Genomic DNA, 24,301 nt, shown 5'->3' on the forward strand with positions numbered 1-24,301 from the left:
ACCGCAAAAGCCCGGGCCTTGCGCCCGGGCTTTCCCCTCTGCGGATGCCGCAAGGCGGCATGATCAGCTCAGGATAATCTCACGCGTGACCTCGGCCACGATGCCGCTGGCATCGGACCAGACCATGCTCAGCCGGCCGCTCTGGCGCGCTTGGAAGGTAAATTCGAGATAGGGATTTTGCGAAATCGCGGTCTCGGGCTGCCAGCTGAGGATCAGATCATCGCCCAGATGCGCCTCGAAGGCGGTCAGGATATCGCGCGCGATGCTCTGGCCAGCGGCATCAATGCGCAGGCCGCTTTCCATGATATGGGTGATCTGGGCGCGGACCCGGACGATCTCATCTTTTGCCGGGGCCTCATTTGACAGCCAGATCCGGGGGGGATTTGCCATTCTCTCTCTCCCTTCAGAGGCCGCAGCCGCCGGCGGCGACGGTGATTTCCTGACGGATGTCAAAGCAGCGCCCGTCGCTCATCCGGGCGAGCGCGCGGATATGCATGCTCCCGATCAGCCGCAGCCGCACCGCGACATCGGCGGTACCTGTCAGAGGGGTAAAGCGAAAGCGGCAGGCCAGCGGCATCGGATTGCGCTCGGCCAGCACGATCAGCTCCTCGCACCACAGATCATCGCTCAGCTCTCCGGTCAGATAGGCCCGGACCGGCACCGCGGCAGGGTTATCGCCAAGCGCGGGCAGATCGAGCGCAAGCCCGCCCGGCGCGGCAGTGGTTCCGGCCAGAAATTCGAGGGCGATCCGGTCCGATTCCGTTGTATCGGCCCGGGCTGTGGCGGTTGAGGTCTGGGCGAGGGCAGGGGGGGCGCCCAGCAGCGCGGCCGCGCCGAGCGCAGCCCCGCTGCCCAGCAGCTGGCGCCGGTTCAGATCAGCGTAAGAAGTCATTGAACATCCCATCTACCCAGACAAAATCCTCGGCCAGCAAATCGGGGGTGCGCACATCGACATCAATCTGCGTCTGATGCACCTGATTGTCCTGACCAAGCGCGTAGGTGAACTGCACCGAGATCGCTTCGCGCGGCGCGCCGTTCACCAGCATATAGCACAGATTATCCGGCAGCTCGGCCAGCACCTCTTCGCCGCGCACCCTCTGGGCGAGGTTGCGCGAGACGATTTTGCCGATGTAATTCGCCACATGGGCCGATTTCGGATAATGGCCGAAATGCGGGCTGATCGCCCCCATGCTGTCGCCGATGATATAGACATCCTCATCCTCACGGGCGGTGAAATAGCGCGGGTCCATATCGGCCCAGCCGGTCGGCCTGCCCTCATCGGTTCTGCCGATCAGATCGGCATACCAGACCATATCGGCGGCCTGATGCGGCGGCATGAAGACCGCATCGTCAAAGCTGAAATCCCCGGCCTCGGTCGAGATCTTCTTATTCCAGGGATCGACCTCTTTCACCTTCGCATTGGGCACATGGGTGATGATATCGGGATAAAGCTCTTCAAAGGCCTGGCGGTAGCCCTGGCCGATCGGCCCGATCTGCGGCTTGGGATCAAGAATGATGATCTTTGCCGGAATTTTATGGGTCTTGAAGTGCCAGGCCATGACGCAGGCGCGCTCATAGGGCGAGGGCGGGCAGCGATGCGGCGGCGGCGGCAGCGTCATCACAATGGTGCCGCCTTTGAAATTATGGATCTTATTTTTCAGCGCGATATGTTCGGAATTCGGAATATAGGCCGAGCCGAAGTTCTGACGGGTATATTCCGCCGCTGCCTGATCCTCGCCGAACCAGACATCATAGGCATTGCGGATGCCCCCGGCCAGGATCAGGAAATCATAGGCGACCTTGCCCTTTGAGGTAGAAACGGTTTTCGCTGCGCGGTCAAAGCCGGTGATCTCACACTGGACAAGGCTGTAGTTCCATTTCTGCGCCGGATGCAGCATGTCATGGGTCAGGAAGGCAGTATCGACCACGTCGATCAGCCATTTGTTCGACATCGGGCAGGACCAGAAGATCGGGTTGCGCTCGAGCACAATGATCTCGGCATCGGGCAGCTCCTCGCGCAGATGGCGCGCGGCGGACAGCCCGCCCCAGCCGCCGCCACAGATCACCACCCGCGGGCCTTTGCCCGGGGCCGTCACATTGCGCGGCAAGAGAAGGGTCTCGGAGGTCAGCGCGGCGGGGGCGGCGAGCAGCGGGGCTGCGAGGCCTGAAAACAACGCGAATGACGGGGCGCCGGTCAGCAGCCTGCGGCGCGAAAGCGAGGATTTCAGCAGCATGGGCGTTCAGTTCCTTCCCGGGTTGACCTGGCGCATAAAAATCAGGCCAACAAGGATACCGGAGAGGATCCCAGGGGTCCCGACCAGACTGGCCAGAGAGAGCGTTGAGATACCACTCAGACTCTGCCCTATGGAACATCCCATGGCAAGTACACCGCCAAATCCCATCATTATGCCGCCGCTGGCCGCGAGCAGAGTGTGCTGCCCGGATCCGAAACTCTCGAGCGTGAAGCTGCGGGTCAGCAGCGCCATGACAAAAGCCCCGGCCAGGGTGCCGCCGACAATGGCGAGGGCGAAGCTGGCAGAGCGGCCGGTCGAGAGCATCAGCCAGAGCACCCCCTCGCCGATCGGGGCGATAAAGCTGAGCGAATTCAGGATTTTCGGGTCAAACGGGTCATTGGTACGAAAAGCGAGCCACCAGCCCATGACTATGCAGAGCCCGACGATCACCGCCATCAGTGCTTCGGTCCGGCTGTGCCGGATCAGCGGCAAAGCGAAAGCGAGCAGGAAGAGCGAGGGGATCCCGGCCGCCACCAGCGTGGCGCTGAGCCCGGTGAGGCCAAAGGCCGCAAGATAATCGCTGACCCGGACCGCACCGGTGGTCACGGGTCCGAACTGCAGCGCCTGGCGTGCCTCGGCCAGGATGCCGGTCAGGCTGGCCTGGGCGGCAAGGCCAAGGCAGAGCAGCACCAGAAGCGCACGCAGATTGCCCCCGGCCAGCAAGACCAGCGACCGCGCGCCGCAGGCATTGGCCAGCACCATACCAAAGCCAAAGATTGCCCCGCCAAGCGCCAGCCCGCCCAGCGGCAGGCCCCCGCGCAGCGGCAGCGAGGCTGAAAGATCGGTCAGGCCGAACCAGTTCAGCGCCTGGCTGCCGCAAAGCGCCACCTCCAGCGCGAGGCCAAAGGCGCGCAGCGCCGACAGATCGCCGCCGCCGAACAGGCCTTTCATGCCGCGCAGCAGGCAGAACTGACCCAGCCGTGCCGCCGCTCCGAACACGGCGCCCAAGGCGAGACCTGCAAGGACCGGGCTCATCTTTTCCTCCGCCGGATCAAGGTGTTGTGCCCCAGATATCAGCCGAGACCGAAGCATACCAGCCTGCGCCATAGCTGGCCTCGGCCTGGCGGAAGCTGGCATCGGCATCAATCGGGCTGACCCCGCCTGCGCCCTCACGCTCGGCCAGTGTCTCGCCGTCGAAATAATAGACCCCGGCGACGGAAATGCCCCAGTCCTGGCCGACAAGGCTGTAGCAGGTATTCACAAAGCTGGCCGGAGCCGGTTCGCGCCCGGCAAGTTCGGCGATGATGGCTGCAGCGGCGACTTTGGCCTGGGTATTGGCGACAAAGCCCGATTTCGGCATCGGCGCAGCGATGGTGGCATCGCCGATCACATAGATGCCCGCGACCTGGGCGGATTCGAAACTATTGCCCTTTACCGGCACCCAGCCGGTCTCATTGGTCACCCCGGCGCGGTCGGCGATCCGGCCGGCTTTCTGCGGCGGTACCACATTCAGCACATCGGCTTTGTGTCTTTCCCCGAAAGCGGTCTCAACCGTCAGGCTTGCCGCATCGACCCTGGTAACCCTGCCATCGTCATCGACGCCGACCCATTCGATCATATCGCCGTAAAGCGCCGCCCAGCCCTGCTGGAACAGGCTCTGTTTCGAGAATTTATCCTTGCTGTCGAGCAGCAGGATTTTCGATTTCGGCTTATTATGCTTCAGGTAATGCGCCACCATCGAGGCCCGCTCATAGGGGCCGGGCGGGCAGCGGAAGGCGCCATCGGTGATCGACATCACGAAAGTGCCGCCATCCTGCATCGCCTCGAGCTGCGCTTTCAGCAGCAGGGTCTGCGGCCCGGCTTTCCAGGCATGGGGTGCCAGTCCGGCGGCAGCCTCATCATAGCCTTCCAGCGCGCCCCATTTAATGTCGATGCCGGGCGAGAGCACCAGCCGGTCATAATCCAGCACCAGGCCATCCGAGAGCGTGACCTTTTTCGCCACGCCGTCGATCTGTTCAGCCGTGGCATGGATCACCTCAACCCCGGCGGCCTTCAGCCCGTCATAGCTGTGGGTGATGCTGTCCCAGCTGCGCAGACCGGCGAGAAACAGGTTCGAGAAGGGGCAGGTGATGAAGCTGGTGGCGGGCTCGACCAGGGTGACTTTCAGCGCCGGGTTGTATTTCAGCAGATAGCGCGCGGCAGTGGCGCCGCCAAAGCCACCGCCGATCACCACGATACGGGCCGAGGCCGCTTCGGCGCGGATCAGCGCCGGGGCGGCAAGGACGCCGAGGCCAGCGCTCAGCCCGGACAGTACGGTTCTGCGGTTTGCCCGGATCATTTGCCTGCCTCCGCGATGGCACGGGCGATGGCAGCGATCTGCGCATCATCATAGCCCTTCATATGGCGCTCCATCACCGTGGTGCCCGCAGGCGGGGCATCGCGGAAACTGGTCAGCTGTTCGATCAGCTCTGCCTGGCTCAACCCGCTGATCGCGGGGATAGAGCCGGGCGAGACCCCGTCCGGCCCATGGCAGGCCGAGCAGGAGGCGGCCAGAACCCGGGCCGCGGGATCGGCGGTTTCGGCAAAGCCTGGGGCGGGGATCAGGGCGGCGGCGAGAAGCGGCAGCAGAAACAGGGGAGGGGGGCTGCGAAACACGGGAGGCGGCTCCTTGCTGGCGGGACACTGCGGCTGCAGTGAAATCGCTCATATGGCTAAGGTGTTATCGCGCAATTCTTTTCTGCAGCGCGCCTTGAGGCAAGCCCATAAAGACCGCCTGAGAGGATTCAGGACAGCCCTGCTGCTCTGCAGGGCCGGGGCGGAATAATTTCACCGCCATGGCGCCGGGGGAGAGGGAAATTCTTTTCCCCGCAGCGTTGCGGGGCAGCGCAGCAGGCCTGGATCTCTGGCCTCAGGCTCTGTGACTGCCGGGCGGCAAAAGCCGCGCAGCGGGTATGGGGGGCGCGTGGCCGGATGCCTGGTCCCGCCCGGATCCGGCGGCAAGGCGCCGCGCCGGGCAGAGAGGCCCGGCATGGCGCGGAAGTGCCGGGCTCAGGCCCCGCCGCCGCAATAGGCCTCGGCCATGGCGCCGAATTGCTTATAGCGGTCCCAGAAGGCGTCATCAGCGGGCTTTTGCGAAATCCAGACGGTATGCGCCAGGTCGGGATCGCGGAAGAACTTGGCGGCGCGGCGCTGATCGCCGCCTTTCAGCGTCATATCCGCGACCTGCTGGATACAGCCGCAAAGTGTGCGGTTTGCGGATTTACGATCCGAACGCATACATGCCGATTCAATCGGACCAGCTGAAGACATCGGAACTGCGGTAAAAAGCACTGCTGCCGCAAGCGCGGCGGTAACGAGAGATTTCTTCATGATCTGCCTCATCGTGCCGGGGTGCGGGCCGGATGTCCCAACACCTTACGGTCATTATTGTGAGGAGAAGTCTGCCAAAATGCCCGCAATATTTCAATGCTGCCAGGGCCGGGCCGGGGCCCGCTGCAATCGCGGCGGTCCGGCACAATTTCCAGGGGAATGCGGGGGATTCTGCCCCAGGATCGGCGGGAAGCCAGAGGCTGTCGCGAATTTGTGAGCGTGATCAATCGGCCTCACTCAGCCGCCAGCTGCCGATTTCCCAGCCCGGGGCAGGGTGAATTCCGATCCGGGCGGGCTGGTTGATTCGACCCAGCGCGATACTGGCACAATCCGGCAGGCAGGCGGTGTCATAGCCCTGCTGGCGCAGGGCCTGATGCGCGGCATCGCTCAGGATCAGCAGATCGGGCATGGCAAAGCCCGAGAGGTCGATCTGGTCCGCGAGGCTGCGGGCATCGGCCTGCGCCAGTTGTAGGCTGATCACCCGGCTGCGATAGTGCAGCCCGGGCAGGGGGATCTCTGCGCCCGCGTCTGAAAGCGGCGGCAGCAGGGTCAGGCTGACCGGTTCGGGCAGGCTGATCGCGACCCCGGCGCTGCCCGGCCTGTCGCCCAGCCAGCCAGAGCTGAGCGCCGTCAGTCTTGCCTCCTCCTCGGCGGCGGGCGGGGCCTCGCCGGCGATAAGCTCAACCGGCAGCGTGATCTCGAGCAGCGCCGGGGCCGCCTCCTCCTGCTGCAGCTTTGCAGCGCCGGGGGTGGCAAACCAGCGCCCGTTGCCGGCGAGAATCGCTGCATGCGCGCGCTGATAGCCGGCATAGCTGTCATAATAGCCCGTCACATGTTCGACCGGCTCGCCGGGCAGGGCGCTGCGCTGGCGCAGGGCGGCAAAGCCGCTGTCGTGCGCGCCCTGGCTGTCCGCGCCGATGAACCAGCTGCCGCAATCGGCCTCGGGGCAGGTGAAGATATGCAAGGGCAGGCCGGCCTGAAACAAAGTGCCGACCTCTACCTGCGGCGCGGCGTGTTCAGAGCCTGCCGCCGCCTCAGCGCTGACAGGCAGGCTGTACCACAGATCAGGGGCGAGGCGGCTCAGCTCTGCCGCATCCTGCACCAGCAACGGCCCCCGGCCGGTCACCAGATCGCCCAGCACAAGCGAAAAGCCGCCCTGGCCGAGATCATAGCCTTCGGTCATCCGGATCACATCGCGCGATTGCGGCGGCGCTTCCGGCGCCTTACCGGGCCGGGCGGAGGAACCCGGCAGAAACGGGCCGGAGGCCAGGAAAATAAGCGCTGCCGCTCCGATCCCGCCCGCAATCAGGGCGAGGGTTTTGCGCCGGGATACCGCCATAATCTGCCGTTCATTCCTGTATTCTGCCCCCAGGGCAGGGGCACCGGGGCCCGTCAGTGTTAAAATCCCTGCATCCGGTCGGATTGTCCCCCTTCCAGCATGCCGCGACTATCGCTATAGCGGCACCCATGACCCAGCTCGATCACATCCGCAATTTCTCCATCGTCGCCCATATCGACCACGGCAAGTCTACGCTTGCCGACCGGCTCATTCAGATGACCGGCACCGTGGCCGAACGCGATATGAAGGCCCAGCTTCTGGACTCGATGGATATCGAGCGCGAACGGGGCATCACCATTAAGGCCAACTCGGTGCGGATTGAATATCCCGCGAAGGATGGCCGGACCTATATTCTCAACCTGATCGACACCCCCGGCCACGTTGACTTCGCCTATGAGGTCTCGCGCTCGATGCGGGCGGTTGAGGGGTCGCTGCTGGTGGTCGATGCCAGCCAGGGCGTTGAGGCCCAGACCCTGGCCAATGTCTATCAGGCGCTCGACGCCGGGCATGAGATCGTGCCGGTGCTCAATAAGATCGACCTGCCGGCGGCTGACCCCGATCGGGTCAAGGCCAATATCGAGGATGTCATCGGCCTTGATGCCTCGGATGCGGTGATGATTTCGGCCAAATCCGGTCTGGGCATCCCCGATGTGCTCGAGGCGATTGTCACCCGTTTGCCCGCCCCGCAGGGCGAGCGCGATGCGCCGCTGCGCGCGATGCTGGTTGACAGCTGGTATGACAGCTATCTGGGCGTGGTGGTGATGATCCGCGTCATGGACGGGGTGATCCGCAAAGGCGACCGGATCCGGATGATGCAGACCAATGCGATCTATCCGATTGACCGTCTGGCGGTGCTGAAGCCGAAGATGACCGATATTGCCGAGCTGGGCCCGGGCGAGATCGGCGTGTTCACCGCTTCGATCAAACAGGTACGCGATACCCGGGTCGGCGATACCATCACCCATGAGCGCAAGGGCTGTGAGGCCCCGCTGCCGGGCTTTAAACCGGCGCAGCCGGTGGTGTTCTGTGGTCTCTTCCCGGTCGATGCCGCCGATTTCGAAGATCTGCGCGATGCGATTGAAAAACTGGCGCTGAATGACGCTTCCTTCAGCTATGAGATGGAAACCTCGGCGGCACTGGGCTTTGGCTTCCGCTGCGGCTTCCTCGGCCTGCTGCATCTCGAGGTGATCCGCGAGCGGCTTGAGCGCGAGTTTGATCTTGATCTGATCACCACCGCGCCGAGCGTGGTCTTTAAGCTGCATATGAAAGACGGCGAGGTGCGCGATCTGCACAACCCGGCGGATATGCCCGATCTGACCTATGTCGATCACATTGAAGAGCCGCGGATCAAAGCCACGATCATGGTGCCGGATGAATATCTGGGTGATATCCTCAAACTCTGCCAGGACCGTCGCGGCATTCAGCTGAACCTGACCTATGCCGGTCCGCGCGCTATGGTCGAATATGACCTGCCGCTGGCTGAGGTGGTGTTCGACTTCTACGACCGGCTGAAATCGGTGACCAAGGGCTACGCCTCCTTTGACTATTCGATTTCGGAATACCGCGAGGATCACCTCGTGAAAATGTCGATCCTCGTCAATGACGAGCCGGTCGATGCGCTCTCAATCATGGTGCATCGTGACCGGGCCGAGGCGCGGGGCCGGGTGATGGTGGAAAAGCTCAAAGAGCTGATCCCGCGCCATATGTTCAAAATCCCGATCCAGGCTGCGATCGGCGCCCGGGTGATCGCGCGTGAGACCCTTTCGGCGATGCGTAAGGACGTGACGGCGAAATGCTATGGCGGCGATGCATCGCGGAAACGCAAGCTGCTCGACAAGCAGAAAGAGGGTAAGAAAAAGATGCGGCAGTTCGGCAAGGTCGAAATCCCGCAGACCGCCTTCATCCAGGCGCTTAAGATGGACAATTGAGGCCCGGGGCCTTCAGACTGAATAAAAAGCCCGCACCAGCAGTGCGGGCTTTTTTTATTTGGCCGGATCTCGCTGCAGCCGCCGCCGCTCAACCTGGCATTCAGGCCCTGGCCCTAGCGGATTGGCCCGAGCGGACCGGCTGCACATGGCGGCCCGGCCGGGTCCGGGCGTGACGCTTCATGATCTGGCCATGGGCCCGGGCAATCACAACCGGCACCGGTTTGCCGCTGCGGGGGGCCATTTCCGACCGGAGCGCAGGCCTTTTATCCCGGGGGACATTGGCAGTTGCGGCGCAAAATCAGCCGTTTTTTTAGCGGTTTCGCGCGGTTCACCGGGGAGGTCAGGCAAAAGAAAACCCCTCGCGGAGCTATGCTCCGGAGGGGTATCTCTGCCAGCCTCTGCCCGGGTCTGCCGGGCCGGAGGGGTCTGATCAGAGGTCGTTCGCGGTTTTGCGGGCTTCCGAGCTGACGGCAGCACCGGCGCGCTGCATATCGGCGCCTGCGCCTTCAATCGTATTGCAGGCCGCCAGTACTGCCAGCAGCGAAAGGGTGATCAGCGCGCGGGGCATCGCTTTGGTCATCGCAGGGTATCCTTCCCTTAAGTCATGAAATACCCCGGCAAAACGCAGCCCGCGCCTCTGGGTTCCCCCGGTCCAGGCCGGTGCAGCAGCGCTGGCAATATCCTGCCGATCTCCGCCCGGGGCGCGGGAGCGATCAATCCTCAGAGGTAATGGCCCTGGATCGGCGCGCGCGGGGGTGGGTCGTGCAGCGGGCGGCGGCAGGCGTAAAGGATCATATGCGGCCCCTCCAGCGCGCGTTCGCCGCCGCGCGGCTGGCCGCTGGGATCGGGAATGGCAATAAGCTCCAGCGGCGAGCGGCGCGGCGCAATCGAGACCTCGAGCATTTCATAGCCAAGGGTATGGTGCCAGAACCGCCAGGGCACATCCGGCCCGGTCTGGAAAAACCCATGGCCGAACCAGCCATCGGCGGCGACATAGGACATCATCACCCCGCCGGGTCTGAGCAGCTGGTGGCAGGTCTCAAGCGCATGGCTGATATGGAAAATATGTTCAGTCGTGCCGCCGTCTATGACCAGATCGAACTGGCCGCGCAGGCTATCTGGGCAGGGCAGGTTCAGATCATGCACATGCTCAGCCCCTTCGGCATCGGTGAAATCCAGCGCCTCGATCTTCGGATAGCCGAGCTTTGCGAACAAAGCTTCGGTAAAGCCGTCCTGCTGGGTGATCTCATCTTCCTGAAGCGCAATCCCCATGGCTTTCAGCGCCCGCAGAAAGCGCCGCCGCCGCCCCTCGGCCATATGCAGCTTCTGCCGGCCAAGGATGATGCCGCGCCCGCTGGCCGCGACCGCTCCGGCATGGCGGGCCAGAAACAGCCCCGGGATCAATGAAATGCCCATGCGGAAGCGCCGTTACTCTTCCAGCGCCAGTGCGGGATCGACCCCGATCTCGCGGCACATCCGCTCGGCATAGGAATTGACCAGCGGCGCATTTTTGCGCCACCAGGGCCTGGTGCCATTGGTATAAAGATGCACCGAGAGCGTGTTATCGGTGAAATGCCCCTCGACCCGGCCATAGGGATCAAAGAACACATCATTCAGCTGGAAGGGCACCGGATAGAGATAATCCGCGCTCAGCGCCTTTTCATAATCGCCGGTCTGCTGGGCAAACCAGGTAAAGGCCTGGGGGCCAAAGGCGGTGCGCTCGGCATTATAGATCCGTACTGCCTGGGGCAGGGTGGGATCCTGTTTGTCGATCCTTTTGCGCTGCTGTTTGTTAAACCAGGCCGGGGCCTCGGGCAGATTGTCGTAATAATCCAGCAGCTGATGGATCAGCTCGCCCTGTTTCGGAATATAGACCACACCGCAGTTCAGCGCGCCGCGAAAGCCGTGACCGGCATAGATATTCTGCATCTCATCGGGGAAGGGGCGGTGGCAGAAAGCATCGCAGTCGATCCAGACCGCATCGGTGGCCTGGATCATCTTGTAGCGAAAGACATTGGAGAGGAAGCTTTCCGAGGTCTGGCGCACGATCTCCATATCAATATCCATGATCTCTGAGGCTTTGCGCACCTCAACCCCTTCGGGCACGTTCGAGACCTCTTCGGTGCAGAACAGCGTGGTCGGATGGCCATGGCGCAGATGGCTGAGCAGGCAGAGCTGGTTCAGATAATGCAGGCGCGGCCCGATCCAGAGCGAGGCCACGGGGCGGCGGGTGGGACTGTTCAATGTGCTACCTCAGAGGAATTGGATCCGGAAGAAACTCTGCCCGGGCCGGGGTCGGAAAAGCCAGGCCTTTCTGCCGGTCTGGCGAGAGGGCGGGGTAATCTCATGGCGTGAAAATGGCGGAAGGGTGATTTTCACTGCCCCGGGCGTGCCGGGCTTTGTTCAGCTCTGCATGCGGCCAGGCCCTGCCTCAGCCCGGTTTGTCGGGCGGGCTGGCTTTGCGGATGCGAAACAGGGTCAGGCCGGGGTCAAAGCCCGGCACTGCCAGATAGCCTGCCGCCTGCAGTACAGCCTCATATTCCGCCAGCCGGTCGCGGTTGGCCTCCAGCAGCCGGCCCGAGAGGAAAAGCTGCGCCGGGGCCGCCGCGCCAAGGATCGCGGCCAGATCAGCGGGGCTGATCCGGCCATCGGCCAGGGCCAGGGCATCGGGGCTTTCAGCCGCGATATAGCCGGGCAGATCCGCCGGGGAGAGGCTGCGCTCTTCCAGCCGCAGTGCCGGGCGGAAGGTAATTTCATTTTGTGCAAAGACCTGGATCAGCCCGGCGCGCAGGGCCGGGTCTTCTTCCTGGATCAGCTGGCTCAGATCGGGGCGCAGCCGGGCCAGATGCGCGGCGATAAAGCCGATCCCGGCGCCGATGCTGAGCAGGCGGGCATTTTCCTCCAGCACCTGGGGCAGGCGGCGGGCGAGACCGCGCTCGAACTTGCCACGCGCAATTGCGCCAAGCGCCGGGGCCGAGAACAGGTCCGGATCCAGCGGCAGGCGCAGGCTGTGATTGAGCACCCATTCGCCCCGGGGCCCCTCGGGTCCGGGGGCGCGCGGCTGCTGCGGGTAATTGCCCGAGGGCAAAGGCAGCACAGCCTCGCGCGGGGCCTCTTTACGGGCGGTGCGGGCGCTTGCGCTGCGGGCCTTCTCGACCTCGCTCATCAGGGCGGCAATCTTTGCCGGATCTCGCGCCTGGGGCGGTTTCGCACTGATCTGCCCGATGGGCATTTGCGAGGCGGCCTGCAGGCCCGTCACCAGCTCATGATAGGCAGGGCTGGTGCGAAGTTCAGAGAGCCGCGCCTCCACCCGCGCGAGCGCCCTGTGATGCAGCTCGGCCAGCACCGGATCCTCAAGCAGCGCTCCGATCAGCGCGTCGCGGCGCGTCTTATAGCGCAGCATGGTCTCATCGCGCTCTTCATTGCGGTCCTGCAGCGCCCAGTAATCGGAATTATACTTATCTTTCTTGTTGTTCACATTGCCGCGCAGCTTGCGGATCGCATAGCTGTCGATTGATTTCACCGCATAATGGTTCAGCTGCACCTGGTCATAGCCGACGGTCCGGGTGATCGAGCGCCAGCCGCGGAATTTGAAGTAATCCTCCATCTCGCGGCCCGAGCCGTTCAGCCATTTCACCTGATCGGGGAAATGGGTCTTCAGCCATTTTGATCTGATCTTCGGGCGATGAATGCCGAGCTTCCAATGCTCGGGATCATAGCGGAACAGGGTTTTCACCCCCCAGCCCTTGTTCCAGTCCTTTGGCGCGGCCAGCAGATATTGCTCGGTGACCGGGGCAGGGCTCCAGTCCTGCACCCCGCCCGAGCCAAAGATGCGCCAGGTGATGACAATGCCATTCGCGCCTTTCGCCACGGCATCCCCGAGCAGCCCCTCCAGCCCGCCATCGCCGTGCCGGATCGAGAGGAATTCATCGGCATCAAACACCATAACCCAGTCCGAGAGGCTGACCACCGGCTCGGCCCCGGCATGGTTCAGGGCCGAGGGCTGCGGGCGCAGTCCTTCGGGAATGACATTGCGGCGGTGATGCGCAAGGCCCAGCTCTTCCAGCCGGATCAGCATATCATCGGTGCCGTCCGAGCAGTCATTGGTATAGACCACCAGATCGGTGAAGCCGATGGCGAGGTGATGGGCCACCCATTCCAGCACATAGGGCCCCTCGTCCTTCATCATCGAAACCGCCGTCACCTGGCCATGCGCCGAGCGCGGTGCTTGCAGCGCGAAGGGCACGCTGCCCCAGAGGGCCGAGGCGCCGCGCGGGCGGGGCGGCGGGGCGTCAGGGCCAGGGGCCCGGTCATGCGGGGCGGCGGGGCGGGTCTCAGCGGTCAAAGGTCGGGCTCCGTCAGTCTGGCCGCGCTTGTGACGCAGGGATGCGGCAGGAATAAGCCGCCACCTGGGCAATCTTTACCAAAGCGCCGGGCTTTTCATAGCCGGGCGAGGGGGGGCAGCGGGCCGCGCTCAGATCACACTGCGCCCTGCCCTGTGAATTCAGCTTTTACGCCCCTTTGCCGCCATAGTTTTTCCCGACTAGGCTCTGACCAGACCGGGAGGGGAAGCTATGCCGCGCGACAGCGATCATCGGCCAGAGCGGGGCGAGGCGCCAGAGGCTGCCAGCGCGCCCATGCCTGCGCTTTTCCCAAAGCCGGGCGCGATTGCAGCGGCCGGAGATCACGCCGGGCGCGACAGTTTTTTCTGGCCGGGCGGGCTGGTCGATGCCTGGTTCATCCGCCGCTCGGATATCTTGCTGGTCACTTTCGACAATCTCGGCTCGATCGGCGAATATGAGCCGCCCCAGCCCTGGCTGCAGGCCCGGGCGGCGAAGGGCGGTTTTTCCATCCTTGGCCTGATCGCCAGCCAGCGTGACTGGTATCGCAATGAGGATGCGCCGCGCCTGCTGCGCGAATTGCAGGCGGCGGGGTTCTTCGCCGGTTTTCGCCGGGTGCTCTTCGTCGGCGCCTCGATGGGCGGCTTTGCCGCGCTCAGCCTCTCGGCGCTGGTGCCGGGCGCGGCGGTGCTGGCCTTCAGCCCGCAGACCAGCCTCGCCCCGGATCTGGTGCCCTTTGAAAAGCGCTACCGCTATGCCAGCCGGCGCTGGGACTGGCAGGGGCCGGGGCGCGATGCGGCAGAGAGCAGTGCCGGGCGCGAGATCTGTGTGCTCTATGATCCTTTCATCGCCGAGGACCGCGCCCATGTGCAAAGGCTTGGTTCATCCCGGCTGACTTTGTTGCGTGCGCCTTTACTGGGGCACCGGGCGATCCGGCAGCTGAAGGCGCTGGGCCTGTTGCAGGGGCTGATCGAGGCTATGGCCGAGGGGCGGCTGGATGCTGCGGCCTTCGCAAAGGCGCTGCGGGCCCGGCGCGGGCTTCTGCCCTGGCAAAAGGCGCTGCTGACCCATGCGGCAGAGAAAGGCCATCACCAGCTGGCGCTTGGCGCCGCGCGCCATCTGGCAAAACTTGAGCCCGGGAGCCGCTTTCCACGTCGCTTTGCCCGCCGTCTGCGCGACGGGAGAAAGGCTGAAAGCCGGGCGCAGGACATCACCCGTCAGGTGATCGGCACCCCGCCCGCGCCCTTTACCGGCGAGATCCTGACCATACCCGGCGCGCTGGTCCTGCCCGAGCGCCCGCATGACCGCCCCAATGCAGCGGGGGTGCTGACCCCGGGCGGTCACTGGGTTGAATTGTCAAAAGCCTGGATCCGGGCGCGGGTATCCTCGCCCGCACCCGCGCTTGCCCCGGGCGAGGCGGTGGTGGATCTGCCGGGCACGCATCTGTTTGCCGGGCATTTTCGCGGTCATTTCGGGCATTTCCTCGTGGAATCCACCGCCCGGCTCTGGGCGCTGGATCATCTGAAAACCCGGCCCGATTCGCTGCTCTATCTGCCTTACCGCGGCGAGGCGGGGGCGGTGCGCCGCGCCATTAAGGCCCAGGCGCCGTTCTTTCGCCTGCTGGGCCTCGATCTGCCGGTGCAGACCTTTGCCACGCCTTTGCGGGTCGAGCGGCTGATCCTGCCCGAACTCGGCTTTGGCTGGCTGGAACGCTATGCCGGCTCACCGGCCTATCGCGCCTTCATGCAGTCGCGGCTCTCGGCCGCCGCACCCGCTGAGGGCGGCGAAAAACTCTATATCTCCCGCGCGCGGCTGAATCCGGCCAAAGGTGGCGTGCTGGGCGAGAGGGTGATCGAGGATAATCTCGCCGCCCAAGGCTATGAGATCTTCCACCCCGAGAAGCACCCGCTGGAGGTGCAGATCGCCCGCTATAAGGCGGCGCGCCAGATCGTGGCGCTGGATGGCTCGGCGCTGCATCTGGCGGCCTATGTCATGCCTGCGGGTGGCAAAGTGGCCATGATCCTGCGCCGCTCGGCGGCGAATGTCGCGGATTATCAGCTGCAGTACCGCGCCTTCCTCGGGCTGGAGATTGATGTGATCCGGGTGATCCGCAATGACTGGGTGGCAGGGGATGCCGGGCGGGCGGATTACCGCTCGATCGGCGAGCTGGATTTCCCGCGCCTCTTTGCTGAACTGGCCGGGCGCGGCTATCTCAAGCCGGGGTTCCGGCCGGATTGTCCCTCTGAACCCGAGCTGCTCGCCATGCTGGAAAGCTATGAGGACCGGCGCGGCCAGACCTTCCGGGCGCTGCTGCCGGGTGAGGCGCATGGCGCAGAGGAGGAAGGATGAGCCCCGGATCTCTGAGCGTCTATTTCATTGTCGAGCCGCCCTCTTATGAGCTGATGGCCTGCTACCTGGCCGCCAGCCTGCGCCAGCAGTTCGGTCCGGAGCTGGTGCTGATCGGCTATTGCCCGGCGGAAAAACTGGGCGGGATCAGCCCGGATGTGCGCGAGGTTCTGTCGCGGCTGAACTGTGAGCTGCGGGGTTTTGCGACTGAGGGCCGTTTCGATCCACCCTATCCGCATGGCAATAAGCTTCTGGCATCGCTCGAGAAACGCGAGACCGAATTCTCATGTTTCATAGATTCGGATGTTTTGTGCATCCGCCCCAATCAGATCGGCAATATCACGCGCCCGGGCCATGTCAGCCTGTCGAAAGCCGCCTCGATGAACTGGGCACCGCAATCGATCTGGCAGGATATCTACCGCATCTGCCGCATGGAGATGCCAGAGGAGCGCTTCCGGCCGATGAAGCAGAGAAAAGGCGCGCCCGGGCTGCCCTATTTCTCCTCGGGCCTGTTCAGCTTTCCCGAACATCACCGCACGTCAGAGGGGCTCAGCTTTCCCGAGGTCTGGATGCAGGTGGCGCGCGAGATCGACGCGGCCCCGGAGGTGCCGAAAAAACGGCCCTATCTGGACCAGCTGTCACTGCCGCTGGCGATACGCCGGGCCGGGCTGGACTGGAACATCCTGCCCGATGCGCAGCATTTCATCCTCGGCGGCAGATTGCGGGGCGAACCGCTGCCTGAGGGCGAGGAGATTTTCACCGTGCATTACCGGCAATGGGAGCTGCTGAAAGAAGTGGGCCTCGCGCGCCAGGCCAAGGATATGCTCGAAAGACATGCGGGCGTGCGCCGCATCGCCCAAGTTCGCAGGCGCGGTCTGTAAGCCTAAGTCCGGGGGGCGTTCTGCTCCCCCGGACCACAGGGATAGTTGCAGCAGGGGCAGGCTCAGGCGTCGTTTTCGCAAAGCTGGTGCTGCTCGCCCAGCCCGTCGATGCCAAGGCTGACCCGGTCACCCGCTTTCAGGAAGCGCGGCGGCGTCATCCCCATGCCGACGCCGGGCGGGGTGCCGGTGATGACCACATCGCCGGGATGCAGCGTGAAGAACTGCGACAGATAGGCGACGAGGAAGGGCACTTTGAACACCATATTGGCGGTGGTGCCATTCTGCATCAGCTGATCATTCACCTTCAGCCACATCTGCAGATTATTCGGATCGGGCACCTCATCCGGCGTGACCAGCCAGGGGCCGATCGGGCCGAAATTATCGCAGCCCTTGCCCTTGGACCACTGGCCCGAACGCTCGGTCTGGAAATTGCGCTCTGAGACATCATTGGCGACGAAATAGCCCGCGATATGGCTCAGCGCATCTGCCTCGGCGATATATTTGCCGGGCTTGCCGATGACGAAACCCAGCTCAACTTCCCAGTCGGTTTTTTCCGAGCCGCGCGGGATCAGGATCGGATCATCCGGGCCGCAGATCGCAGAGGTATATTTGGCGAAAAGCACCGGCTCACGCGGTACGCGCAGCCCGGCCTCGGCGGCGTGATCGGAATAGTTCAGCCCGATGCAGAGGAATTTTCCGACATTGCCGATACAGGCACCGATCCGCGGGCTGCCCCCGACCAGCGGCAGGCTTTCGGGATCGATCTCTTTCAGCCGCGAGAGATCGCTCAGCACCGCTCCCGCCAGATCGGGAATATGCGCCGAGAGGTCGCGCAGCTGCCCCTTTGCGTCGAGCATCCCCGGCTTTTCTGCGCCGCGCGCGCCATACCGAAGCAGTTTCATCCTGAGTTCTCCCCCATGCCTCGTGCATGTTTTTTAGCAATCACGGTGGATGCTGCGAGGAAAATCAGAGAGATGCAAGGCCGGGGCGGAGGGGTTCCGCCCCGGCCATATGGGCAGGATCAGGCCGAGAAGAAGGCGTAGATCTTGCGGGTATGTTCGACAATCTCCCAGGTGCCTTTCCAGCCTTTGGGCAGCATGATCGCATCGCCCGGGCCGAGGGTCTTTTTCGTGCCATCGACATGGGTCATGACGATTTTGCCCTCGAGGAAATAGCAAAACTCGGCCGCGCCCGAGCGGTCGGCGGTGAACTGGCCCGGGTTGGCCTCCCACAGACCGATGTCGAGCGTGCCGCAGGGCGAGGTCCAGAGCGATTTTGCCGCTTCCTGCTGACCGGGGGTCAGGGTGGTCGGCTTGTCTTTCATCGCGCCGAGGTCAATGCCGGCGAGGCCGGTGAAAACGGAAAGGTCGATCATCTGTCAGCTCCGTAGAATATCAGGAATCCGCAGCACCGCACCGGGGTGCGGGCTGCGGCAGAACCGGCCTCAGCGGCCGGTCAGCTTATTGGCGAGGGTGGCGAAGGCCGAGGTCTTTTTGCCGCCCGCCCGCGCCTCACGCGCATCAGCCATATGGTAGAGCTGATACATGCCGTGGATGCCCAGCCAGCGGAAAGGCTCCACCTCCCATTTGCGTGGGCGACGGTTCACCCAGGGCAGAGAGGTGCGGATCGTGTCTTTCTCGAGCACCAGATCGGCGAGGGTCTGGCCCGAGAAATTCGAGGTCGAGACGCCGAGGCCCACATAGCCCCCGGCCCAGCCGATGCCGGTCTTCGGATCCATGCCCGAAGAGGTGCACCAGTCGCGCGGCACGCCGAGCACACCACACCAGGCATGATCAAGCGCAAGACCCCTGGTCTGCGGCAGGATCTTATAAAGAATGTCTTTCAGCATCCCGATCGTCGCCGGCTGGGTCACGCCATTGGTGTCGGTCCTGGAGCCGAAACGGTAGGGCACACCGCGCCCGCCCATCGCAATCCGCCCCTCGCGGGTACGCTGGGCATAGCAATAGGCATGGGCGCCATCAGCGAGCAGCTGGCTGTCTTTCCAGCCGATCTGATCCCAGAGCGCATCGGGCAAAGGCTCGGTCACGATGATCGCGCTGTTCATCGGGATCCATTCGCGCTCATTGCCGGGGATGCCATGGGTATAGCCCTCGGTGGCACGCACGATCTTCTTCGCCCGGACCTTGCCGCGCGCCGTGGTCACAAGGCCCTTTTCGATCCGGGTGACCTCGGTCTGTTCATAGATGGTAACGCCGCGTTTTTCGACGACTTTGGCCAGACCGCGCACCAGTTTGGCGGGCTGAACCCGGGCCACGCCGTGCCGCACCAGCGCGCCATGCGCCCGGTCTACCCTGATCCGCTCCGAGGCCTCGGCCGCGCCGATCATCTCAAGCCGGGTGGTCGGCACCTGCCAGGACATCGCCTCTTCATAGGATTTCTGCAGCCGGTCGAACTGCGCCGGGCTCTGGGCATAGCTCAGGCAGTCGGTCATCAGGAAATCGCAGTCGATCCCCTCTTTCTCGGTGACGCGCTGCACTTCGGCGACGGTCGAGCGCAGCTGGCGCTCAAACTCGATCACGCCCTCGCGGCTGCCGGTCGAGAGATAGCGGTCGCGGCTCCAGGAAAACTCGCCCGAGCACCAGCCGCCATTGCGCCCCGAGGCGCCATAGCCGGCGAAATTCTTCTCGACCACGGCGATCTTCAGCGAAGGATCCGCCTCATGCAGATAATAGGCGGTCCACAGGCCGGTGAAACCGGCGCCGACGATACAGATATCGACCGAAATATCGCCTGGAAGGGCCGGGCGATAGCCGGGCAGCCCCCCCATATCGGCATGCCAGAACGAGACCTCGCCGTTCTTTTTTACATCCATCTGAGCCATTCCTTAATGTCCGCCCTGCGAACCGTCATCGGTCAGAAGCCGTGCGCTATGCGGCGCGAAGGCAATCTCTGCCGCTTCCCCGATGGCAAAGACGCGCTCGCCCGGGGCCGAGCGTGCCAGCAGCGCCGTGCCATCGGGCAGCGCCACCTCATATTTCATCGCCGAGCCGAGATAGATCGCCTCACGCACCACGCCCTGGAGCAGATTGCTGCGATCCTCGCGGGTGCCGGTGCCCGGGGCCTGGATGGTCACATCCTCGGGGCGCAGCAGGATCACCTGGGCGCCGCTGCCCTGGGGCCTGCCCGCTGCCAGAACGCGCTGGCCCGAGACCATCAGAGCGGTATGATCGCCCGCCGCCTCATGCGAACCGCGCAGCACCGAGCTTTCGCCGATGAACTGGCCCACAAACAGGGTGGCGGGGTTCTGATAGAGCTCATGCCCGGTGCCGACCTGCTCGATCCGGCCCTTGTTGAAAATGGCGATCCGGTCCGACAGCACCAGCGCCTCTTCCTGATCATGGGTCACATAGACAAAGGTCGAGCCCATCTCGCGGTGAATGCGGCGGATCTCGAGCTGCAGCACTTCGCGCAGCTTCTTATCCAGCGCGCCGAGCGGCTCATCCATCAGCAGCACGCCGGGATTGAACACCATGGCCCGGGCGAGGGCGACACGCTGCTGCTGGCCGCCCGAAAGCTCGGAAGGATAGCGATGCGCGAAAGCCTCAAGATGCACCTTGGCCAGGGCCTCTTTCACCCGTTTTTCGCATTCGGCCCTGGCCACGCCGCGCTGGCGCAGCGGATAGGCGACGTTTTTGGCCACGGTCATATGCGGGAACAAAGCGTAATGCTGGAACACCACACCGATATTGCGCTTATGCGAGGGCACATTGGAGATCGGCCGGTCGCCCATCCGGATCTCGCCTTGCGAGAGATCGGTAAAACCGGCGATCAGGTTCAGCGTGGTGGTCTTGCCCGAGCCCGACGGCCCGAGGAAAGAGATGAACTCTCCCGGCTGGACCTGAAGCGAGACATTATCCAGCGCGGTGAAGCTGCCGTAGAATTTCGAACAGCCGTCGATATGGATGCTTGCGCCTTTGGGTGACTGGGTCATGCTTTACGTCCCTTACGGGTGCCGAAGATCAGCGCGAGGCCGATGACGACAGTGGTGGTCAGGAAGATCAGTGAGCCGACAGCCGCCACGGTCGGGTCAGCGTCACGGGTCATCGATGAGAAGATCTGCACCGGCAGGGTCTTGAGCTGCGGGCTGGTGATGAAGAGCGAGACGATGACCTCATCAAAGGAAGTGACGAAGGCAAAGAGCGCGCCCGACAGGATGCCCGGCAGGATCAGCGGCAAAGTGACGGTGAAGAAAGTGGTCAGCTTTGAGGCGCCGAGCGAGGCAGCGGCGGTCTCGAGACGCTGGTCAAAGACCGCAAGGTTGGCGCCGACTGCGATCAGCACGAAGGGCACGGCCAGCAGGGTATGGGCGAAGATATAGCCGGTCCAGGTGCCGACGAGGCTGGTGTTGAGGTAAACTGCGTAAATCCCCACTGCGAGCACAACGCCCGGCACCACCATCGGCGTGATCAGCAGCGCCCGGATCAGCCCCGAGAACCGCGATTTCATCCGGTCGAGGCCAATCGCGGCCATGGTGCCAAAAACCGTGGCAACCAGCGAGACGATCAGCGCCAGTTTCAGCGAGGTGATGAAACTGTCAAACCACTGCGGATTGGTGAAGAAATTCGCATACCATTTCAGCGAATAGCCCGAAGGCGGGAAGGCCAGCGATTTCTTCTCGGCGAATGACATCGGCACCACCACGAGGGTCGGGGCCATCAGCCAGAGCGCGATCAGAAGGCAGGTCAGGCCAAGCAGCAGCCTGCCGGGGTTAAAGCGTTTCATCGGCTGCCTCCGCTCATCTTGTATTTCGTGCGCATCAGCGGCGCGGCCAGCGCCAGCAGGCCAAAGGTTGCCACCAGCAGCACCACACCCATTGCGCCGCCCCGGCCCCAGTTCAGCAGCGACAGAACCTGTTGCTGTACCAGCGTCGAGAGCATCGAGCTTTGCGAACCGCCGAGCAGCAGCGGTGTGATGTAGAAGCCAAGCGCCAGGATGAAGACGATGGTTGCCCCGGCAAAGACCCCGGGCAGCGAGAGCGGCAGATAGACCTGGAAGAAGGTTTTGACCGGATGGGCGCCAAGGCTCTTGGCGGCCTGGATCAGCCGCAGATCAATGCCGCGCATCACCGCGTAAAGCGGCATGATCATGAAGGGCAGCAGCACCTGGGTCATGCCGATGGTGACTCCCAGCTGGGTGCGGATCAGCTTGACCTTGTCAAAGCCCATCGCCACCAGGGTTTTATTGATGACGCCGCTGTCCTGCAGCAGGATCACCCAGGCGAGGGTGCGCACCACGCCCGAGACCCAGAACGGCACCAGCACGCACATGATCAGGATCAGCTTCAGCCGCGGCCCTGCGACCGACATGGCGAAAGCATAGGGATAGGCCACCAGCACACAGCAGAGCGTGACCACGGCGGCGATGCGGAAGGTGCGGATCAGCACGGTGATATTCACCGGGGTGTTGAAGAACCAGATGTAGTTCTGCAGCCCGGGTTCGGGCTCGGAAAAACTGCGCAGGATGACCGTGCCCAGCGGCACAGCCATCACAAGGATCAGCACTGCAAGGGCCGGCAGGATCAGCAAAGCCGGGCTGCCGAGCAGGCGTGAGACGGGAGATGAAGACATAATCTCCTCCAGGCGGGGGAAGGGAAAGAAGAAGAAGGAGGCGGAGCACTGGCGGGCAGCAGATCCGGCAGGCGAGGGACAGGAGGGACAGGCAGGGTTTCTGACAGGCGGAGGGACAGGCGGACAGCTGGGGCAGGCAGGCTGCCAAAGCGGCTCAAGGGCGGCAGGGCAGCCGAGCCCCGGGGTGCATTCACACGCGCGCCCCGGGGTCGTTATCAGGACGGGCGGAGCCGGTCATCGGCCCCGCCCGAGACATCCCGGGGGGCTTAGTTCCCGGCGATGAATTCGGCCCATTTCTGGGTAAATTCGTCGTAATTCTCGACCCAGAAAGCAACGTTCTGATTATAGGCCAGTGCCTGTTTTTCCGGGGTGTTGGTCATGAAGGAAGCGGTCAGCTCATCGACACTGGGCTTTGCATCGGTGTTGATCGGCGAGTAGGAGGTCTGCTCGGCCATGATCGTCTGCGCCTCGACGCCGAGGTAATAGTTGATCAGCGCATAGGCGGCATCGGGGTCTTTGGCTCCGACCGGAATGGTGATCTGGTCTTTGACCACCACCCAGTCCTGCCAGACCGGCTCATAATTGGCGCCATTTTCCAGCGCGCCTTTGCCACGGCCCGACCAGACCATGACCATATCCACCTCACCGGATTCGATCATCTGCTGGCTTTCGGCGCCGGTGGTCCACATCACCAGATCATCGCGCATCGAGCGCCATTTGTTCAGGCCACGGTCGATATCTGCGGGGAACAGATCCTCTTTCGCCACGCCGTCATTGAGCAGGGCAAGCTCGACCATAAAGCCTTCGGCATCGGCATAACCCGGGATGCCTCGCGTGCCGGGGAATTTCTCGGTATCGAAGAAGTCAGCCCAGGAAGCGGGGCCGTTCTCTGGCCATTTGTCCTTATTATAGAGGAACATAACGGCGTAGTTCATCGCGGGAACCGAGCATTCCCCGACCTGGCCCTCGGGGACTTTCGAAATATCGAGCTTCGAGAAATCGAGCTTCTGGAACAGGGTGCCGCAATGGACATAGGGCATGTAATCGCCGGTATCGACGACATCCCAGAGCACATTTCCGGCCTCAACCTGGGCCTGGATCTTGGCCGATTCCGTCGGGCCGTCCGAGAGCAGCGTGACGCCGGTCTTGTCGGCAAAGCCCTGCAGCGAGGCGATCTGACCATCCTGATAGATGCCGCCATAGGAAACGAAGGTCAGGGTCTTGCCCGCCAGTGAGCCCTCGGCGGCTTCGCCTGCGACCGGGCCTTCGGCCAGGGCGGGCAGAGCAGAGCTGGCCATAAGTGCGAGCAGGGCGCCGGTCAGGTAGGTGGTCTTCATGTTAATCTCCCGGTTGATGGGTAAATGTCGCGCGCTCGGCCGGTTCTTCCGGCCCTGTGGCTCAGGCCCGGCCCTTCAGGGGCGGGGCCTGCTTTCGGTCTCGTGATCTTCCTCATCGTCGGGCTCTGGACGAAAGCCGGCCAGATACCCGGGCGAGGAGGTCGGGGGTGAGGTGATGAACAGCACCGAGGTTGCGCCTTCAGCGGCATTGGCCACCCGGTGCGGCACCGAAGACATGAATTCGATGCAATCCCCGGCATCAAGCTGATAGCTCTCGGGGCCGAGCTCGATCAGGGCTTTGCCGGTGAGCACGAGGATCATCTCATGGCTGTCCCCATGGGTATACTGATCCGGCCCGGTCGAGCCGCCGGGGGCGAATTCCGAGACATAGCTCTCGAAAGTGGTCAGTGGCCGGCGCGAGATCAGCATCTTGCGATGGCCTTCAAGCTCGGGCAGTGCCGGGCGTTCGGCGCGGCGCAGCACCGGATCGCGGCTGATCTCGGCGGCGGCGAAGAGCTCCGAGATCGAGCAGCCAAAGCAATTGGCCAGCCGCATCAGCGAGGAGGTGCTGGCCCCGCTCAGCCCGCGCTCGACCTGGCTGAGAAAGCTGGCAGAGGTGCCGGTGGCCTCGGCCACCTGGCGCAGGGAATAGCCGCTGGCCTTGCGCAGCTGGCGCAGCTTTGCTGCAAGCCGGTTGCGGGTCTCGGCCTCATCCGCGACATCCGGTCCGCCGTGCTGCGGCGTGCTGTCATGCATATCCTGCGCCATAAATGACGTGCCTCCCCCCGTTTCTGTCGGCTGCGTTCCCCTGACCCTCGCCTAGGCCGCGCGGCATTCTCTGGCCGCGTCTGAGTGACGCACTGTACAATTGTTAAGTAGACCTTAACGTCAGTGCAACGATTCGTGCAATCATGGTTTTCTGATTTTTGATCATATTTA

Annotated in this window: 23 protein-coding genes; 3 read left to right on the forward strand and 20 right to left on the reverse strand. The window is 63.5% G+C overall.

The features are described 5' to 3' along the window. Positions 1-63: 63 nt before the first annotated feature. The 8 genes from soxZ to H0485_RS09095 form a co-directional block, all read right to left on the reverse strand. Entirely contained in the window at positions 64-390 is a 327-nt protein-coding gene (gene soxZ, locus H0485_RS09060; protein WP_226935053.1) for a thiosulfate oxidation carrier complex protein SoxZ, read from the reverse strand. A 13-nt stretch (positions 391-403) separates the two neighbouring features. Beyond that, entirely contained in the window at positions 404-892 is a 489-nt protein-coding gene (locus H0485_RS09065; RefSeq protein WP_226935054.1) for a thiosulfate oxidation carrier protein SoxY, read from the reverse strand. Further along, entirely contained in the window at positions 876-2,234 is a 1,359-nt protein-coding gene (locus tag H0485_RS09070; protein WP_226935055.1) for an FAD-dependent oxidoreductase, read from the reverse strand. The genes H0485_RS09065 and H0485_RS09070 overlap by 17 nt, the downstream gene beginning before the upstream one ends. 6 nt (positions 2,235-2,240) lie before the next feature. Next, positions 2,241-3,269, reverse strand: a complete 1,029-nt coding sequence (locus H0485_RS09075) for a YeeE/YedE family protein (RefSeq protein ID WP_226935056.1) — start codon at positions 3,267-3,269, stop codon at positions 2,241-2,243. Positions 3,270-3,285: 16 nt separating this feature from the next. Next, positions 3,286-4,572 carry an NAD(P)/FAD-dependent oxidoreductase gene (locus H0485_RS09080; RefSeq protein ID WP_226935057.1) on the reverse strand — a complete coding sequence of 429 codons (1,287 nt, stop codon included), beginning with the start codon at positions 4,570-4,572 and terminating at the stop codon, positions 3,286-3,288. Then, positions 4,569-4,889 (reverse strand): c-type cytochrome, encoded by a 321-nt coding sequence (locus H0485_RS09085; protein ID WP_226935058.1) that lies wholly within the window; start codon positions 4,887-4,889, stop codon positions 4,569-4,571. The genes H0485_RS09080 and H0485_RS09085 overlap by 4 nt, the downstream gene beginning before the upstream one ends. 393 nt (positions 4,890-5,282) lie before the next feature. Then, positions 5,283-5,603: a hypothetical protein gene (locus tag H0485_RS09090; RefSeq protein ID WP_255613457.1), complete on the reverse strand. Its 321-nt coding sequence runs from the start codon at positions 5,601-5,603 to the stop codon at positions 5,283-5,285. 223 nt (positions 5,604-5,826) lie between these two features. Beyond that, positions 5,827-6,942: a hypothetical protein gene (locus tag H0485_RS09095; protein ID WP_226935059.1), complete on the reverse strand. Its 1,116-nt coding sequence runs from the start codon at positions 6,940-6,942 to the stop codon at positions 5,827-5,829. A 128-nt stretch (positions 6,943-7,070) separates the two neighbouring features. Between H0485_RS09095 and lepA the strand changes: the two genes are divergently transcribed. Beyond that, the gene (gene lepA / locus H0485_RS09100; protein WP_226935060.1) at positions 7,071-8,870 is read left to right on the forward strand and encodes a translation elongation factor 4; all 1,800 of its coding nucleotides are present in this window, start codon (positions 7,071-7,073) and stop codon (positions 8,868-8,870) included. Positions 8,871-9,300: 430 nt separating this feature from the next. Here the strand turns inward: lepA and H0485_RS09105 are convergent, their stop codons facing one another. The 4 genes from H0485_RS09105 to H0485_RS09120 all read right to left on the reverse strand — a co-directional run bounded on the left by H0485_RS09105 (position 9,301) and on the right by H0485_RS09120 (position 13,215). Continuing rightward, a complete protein-coding gene (locus tag H0485_RS09105) occupies positions 9,301-9,450 on the reverse strand; it encodes an entericidin, EcnA/B family (protein WP_226935061.1) in 150 nt (49 codons plus the stop codon). Between the two features lie 140 nt (positions 9,451-9,590). Continuing rightward, entirely contained in the window at positions 9,591-10,286 is a 696-nt protein-coding gene (locus tag H0485_RS09110; RefSeq protein ID WP_226935062.1) for a class I SAM-dependent methyltransferase, read from the reverse strand. A 12-nt stretch (positions 10,287-10,298) separates the two neighbouring features. After that, on the reverse strand, positions 10,299-11,114 hold the full coding sequence (locus H0485_RS09115; protein ID WP_226935063.1) for a hypothetical protein: 816 nt from the start codon (positions 11,112-11,114) through the stop codon (positions 10,299-10,301). A 187-nt stretch (positions 11,115-11,301) separates the two neighbouring features. Beyond that, a complete protein-coding gene (locus tag H0485_RS09120) occupies positions 11,302-13,215 on the reverse strand; it encodes a glycosyltransferase family 2 protein (protein ID WP_226935064.1) in 1,914 nt (637 codons plus the stop codon). Between the two features lie 229 nt (positions 13,216-13,444). On the opposite strand from H0485_RS09120, the gene H0485_RS09125 reads away from it, so the two are divergent. After that, positions 13,445-15,559: a glycosyltransferase family 61 protein gene (locus H0485_RS09125; protein ID WP_226935065.1), complete on the forward strand. Its 2,115-nt coding sequence runs from the start codon at positions 13,445-13,447 to the stop codon at positions 15,557-15,559. Continuing rightward, entirely contained in the window at positions 15,556-16,437 is an 882-nt protein-coding gene (locus tag H0485_RS09130) for a GT-B fold glycosyltransferase domain-containing protein (protein ID WP_226935066.1), read from the forward strand. Before H0485_RS09125 ends, H0485_RS09130 begins: the two co-directional genes overlap by 4 nt. Before the next feature lie 62 nt (positions 16,438-16,499). Here H0485_RS09130 and H0485_RS09135 read toward each other — a convergent pair whose 3' ends face one another. The 8 genes from H0485_RS09135 to H0485_RS09170 form a co-directional block, all read right to left on the reverse strand. Beyond that, entirely contained in the window at positions 16,500-17,339 is an 840-nt protein-coding gene (locus H0485_RS09135) for a fumarylacetoacetate hydrolase family protein (protein WP_226935067.1), read from the reverse strand. A gap of 119 nt (positions 17,340-17,458) precedes the next feature. Further along, positions 17,459-17,812, reverse strand: coding sequence for a cupin domain-containing protein (locus tag H0485_RS09140; protein ID WP_226935068.1), 354 nt, complete (start codon positions 17,810-17,812; stop codon positions 17,459-17,461). Positions 17,813-17,881: 69 nt separating this feature from the next. Then, positions 17,882-19,270, reverse strand: coding sequence for an NAD(P)/FAD-dependent oxidoreductase (locus tag H0485_RS09145; protein WP_226935069.1), 1,389 nt, complete (start codon positions 19,268-19,270; stop codon positions 17,882-17,884). 12 nt (positions 19,271-19,282) lie between these two features. Beyond that, positions 19,283-20,389: an ABC transporter ATP-binding protein gene (locus tag H0485_RS09150; RefSeq protein ID WP_226935070.1), complete on the reverse strand. Its 1,107-nt coding sequence runs from the start codon at positions 20,387-20,389 to the stop codon at positions 19,283-19,285. After that, positions 20,386-21,180: an ABC transporter permease gene (locus H0485_RS09155; RefSeq protein WP_226935071.1), complete on the reverse strand. Its 795-nt coding sequence runs from the start codon at positions 21,178-21,180 to the stop codon at positions 20,386-20,388. Before H0485_RS09155 ends, H0485_RS09150 begins: the two co-directional genes overlap by 4 nt. Continuing rightward, on the reverse strand, positions 21,177-22,025 hold the full coding sequence (locus tag H0485_RS09160; RefSeq protein WP_226935072.1) for an ABC transporter permease: 849 nt from the start codon (positions 22,023-22,025) through the stop codon (positions 21,177-21,179). Before H0485_RS09160 ends, H0485_RS09155 begins: the two co-directional genes overlap by 4 nt. Before the next feature lie 266 nt (positions 22,026-22,291). Beyond that, positions 22,292-23,362: an extracellular solute-binding protein gene (locus H0485_RS09165; RefSeq protein WP_226935073.1), complete on the reverse strand. Its 1,071-nt coding sequence runs from the start codon at positions 23,360-23,362 to the stop codon at positions 22,292-22,294. A 75-nt stretch (positions 23,363-23,437) separates the two neighbouring features. Beyond that, on the reverse strand, positions 23,438-24,130 hold the full coding sequence (locus H0485_RS09170; RefSeq protein WP_226935074.1) for a helix-turn-helix domain-containing protein: 693 nt from the start codon (positions 24,128-24,130) through the stop codon (positions 23,438-23,440). Positions 24,131-24,301 lie beyond the last annotated feature (171 nt).

Source organism: Pseudogemmobacter faecipullorum (assembly GCF_020539525.1).
GTDB lineage: Bacteria > Pseudomonadota > Alphaproteobacteria > Rhodobacterales > Rhodobacteraceae > Pseudogemmobacter > Pseudogemmobacter faecipullorum.

Bases quoted from the DNA above. Each gene is read 5' to 3' on its own strand.
- soxZ (WP_226935053.1), bottom strand. From the start codon at position 390: ATGGCAAATCCCCCCCGGATCTGGCTGTCAAATGAGGCCCCGGCAAAA.
- H0485_RS09065 (WP_226935054.1), bottom strand. From the start codon at position 892: ATGACTTCTTACGCTGATCTGAACCGGCGCCAGCTGCTGGGCAGCGGG.
- H0485_RS09070 (WP_226935055.1), bottom strand. From the start codon at position 2,234: ATGCTGCTGAAATCCTCGCTTTCGCGCCGCAGGCTGCTGACCGGCGCC.
- H0485_RS09075 (WP_226935056.1), bottom strand. From the start codon at position 3,269: ATGAGCCCGGTCCTTGCAGGTCTCGCCTTGGGCGCCGTGTTCGGAGCG.
- H0485_RS09080 (WP_226935057.1), bottom strand. From the start codon at position 4,572: ATGATCCGGGCAAACCGCAGAACCGTACTGTCCGGGCTGAGCGCTGGC.
- H0485_RS09090 (WP_255613457.1), bottom strand. From the start codon at position 5,603: ATGAAGAAATCTCTCGTTACCGCCGCGCTTGCGGCAGCAGTGCTTTTT.
- H0485_RS09095 (WP_226935059.1), bottom strand. From the start codon at position 6,942: ATGGCGGTATCCCGGCGCAAAACCCTCGCCCTGATTGCGGGCGGGATC.
- lepA (WP_226935060.1), top strand. From the start codon at position 7,071: ATGACCCAGCTCGATCACATCCGCAATTTCTCCATCGTCGCCCATATC.
- H0485_RS09105 (WP_226935061.1), bottom strand. From the start codon at position 9,450: ATGACCAAAGCGATGCCCCGCGCGCTGATCACCCTTTCGCTGCTGGCA.
- H0485_RS09110 (WP_226935062.1), bottom strand. From the start codon at position 10,286: ATGGGCATTTCATTGATCCCGGGGCTGTTTCTGGCCCGCCATGCCGGA.
- H0485_RS09125 (WP_226935065.1), top strand. From the start codon at position 13,445: ATGCCGCGCGACAGCGATCATCGGCCAGAGCGGGGCGAGGCGCCAGAG.
- H0485_RS09130 (WP_226935066.1), top strand. From the start codon at position 15,556: ATGAGCCCCGGATCTCTGAGCGTCTATTTCATTGTCGAGCCGCCCTCT.
- H0485_RS09135 (WP_226935067.1), bottom strand. From the start codon at position 17,339: ATGAAACTGCTTCGGTATGGCGCGCGCGGCGCAGAAAAGCCGGGGATG.
- H0485_RS09140 (WP_226935068.1), bottom strand. From the start codon at position 17,812: ATGATCGACCTTTCCGTTTTCACCGGCCTCGCCGGCATTGACCTCGGC.
- H0485_RS09145 (WP_226935069.1), bottom strand. From the start codon at position 19,270: ATGGATGTAAAAAAGAACGGCGAGGTCTCGTTCTGGCATGCCGATATG.
- H0485_RS09150 (WP_226935070.1), bottom strand. From the start codon at position 20,389: ATGACCCAGTCACCCAAAGGCGCAAGCATCCATATCGACGGCTGTTCG.
- H0485_RS09155 (WP_226935071.1), bottom strand. From the start codon at position 21,180: ATGAAACGCTTTAACCCCGGCAGGCTGCTGCTTGGCCTGACCTGCCTT.
- H0485_RS09160 (WP_226935072.1), bottom strand. From the start codon at position 22,025: ATGTCTTCATCTCCCGTCTCACGCCTGCTCGGCAGCCCGGCTTTGCTG.
- H0485_RS09165 (WP_226935073.1), bottom strand. From the start codon at position 23,362: ATGAAGACCACCTACCTGACCGGCGCCCTGCTCGCACTTATGGCCAGC.
- H0485_RS09170 (WP_226935074.1), bottom strand. From the start codon at position 24,130: ATGGCGCAGGATATGCATGACAGCACGCCGCAGCACGGCGGACCGGAT.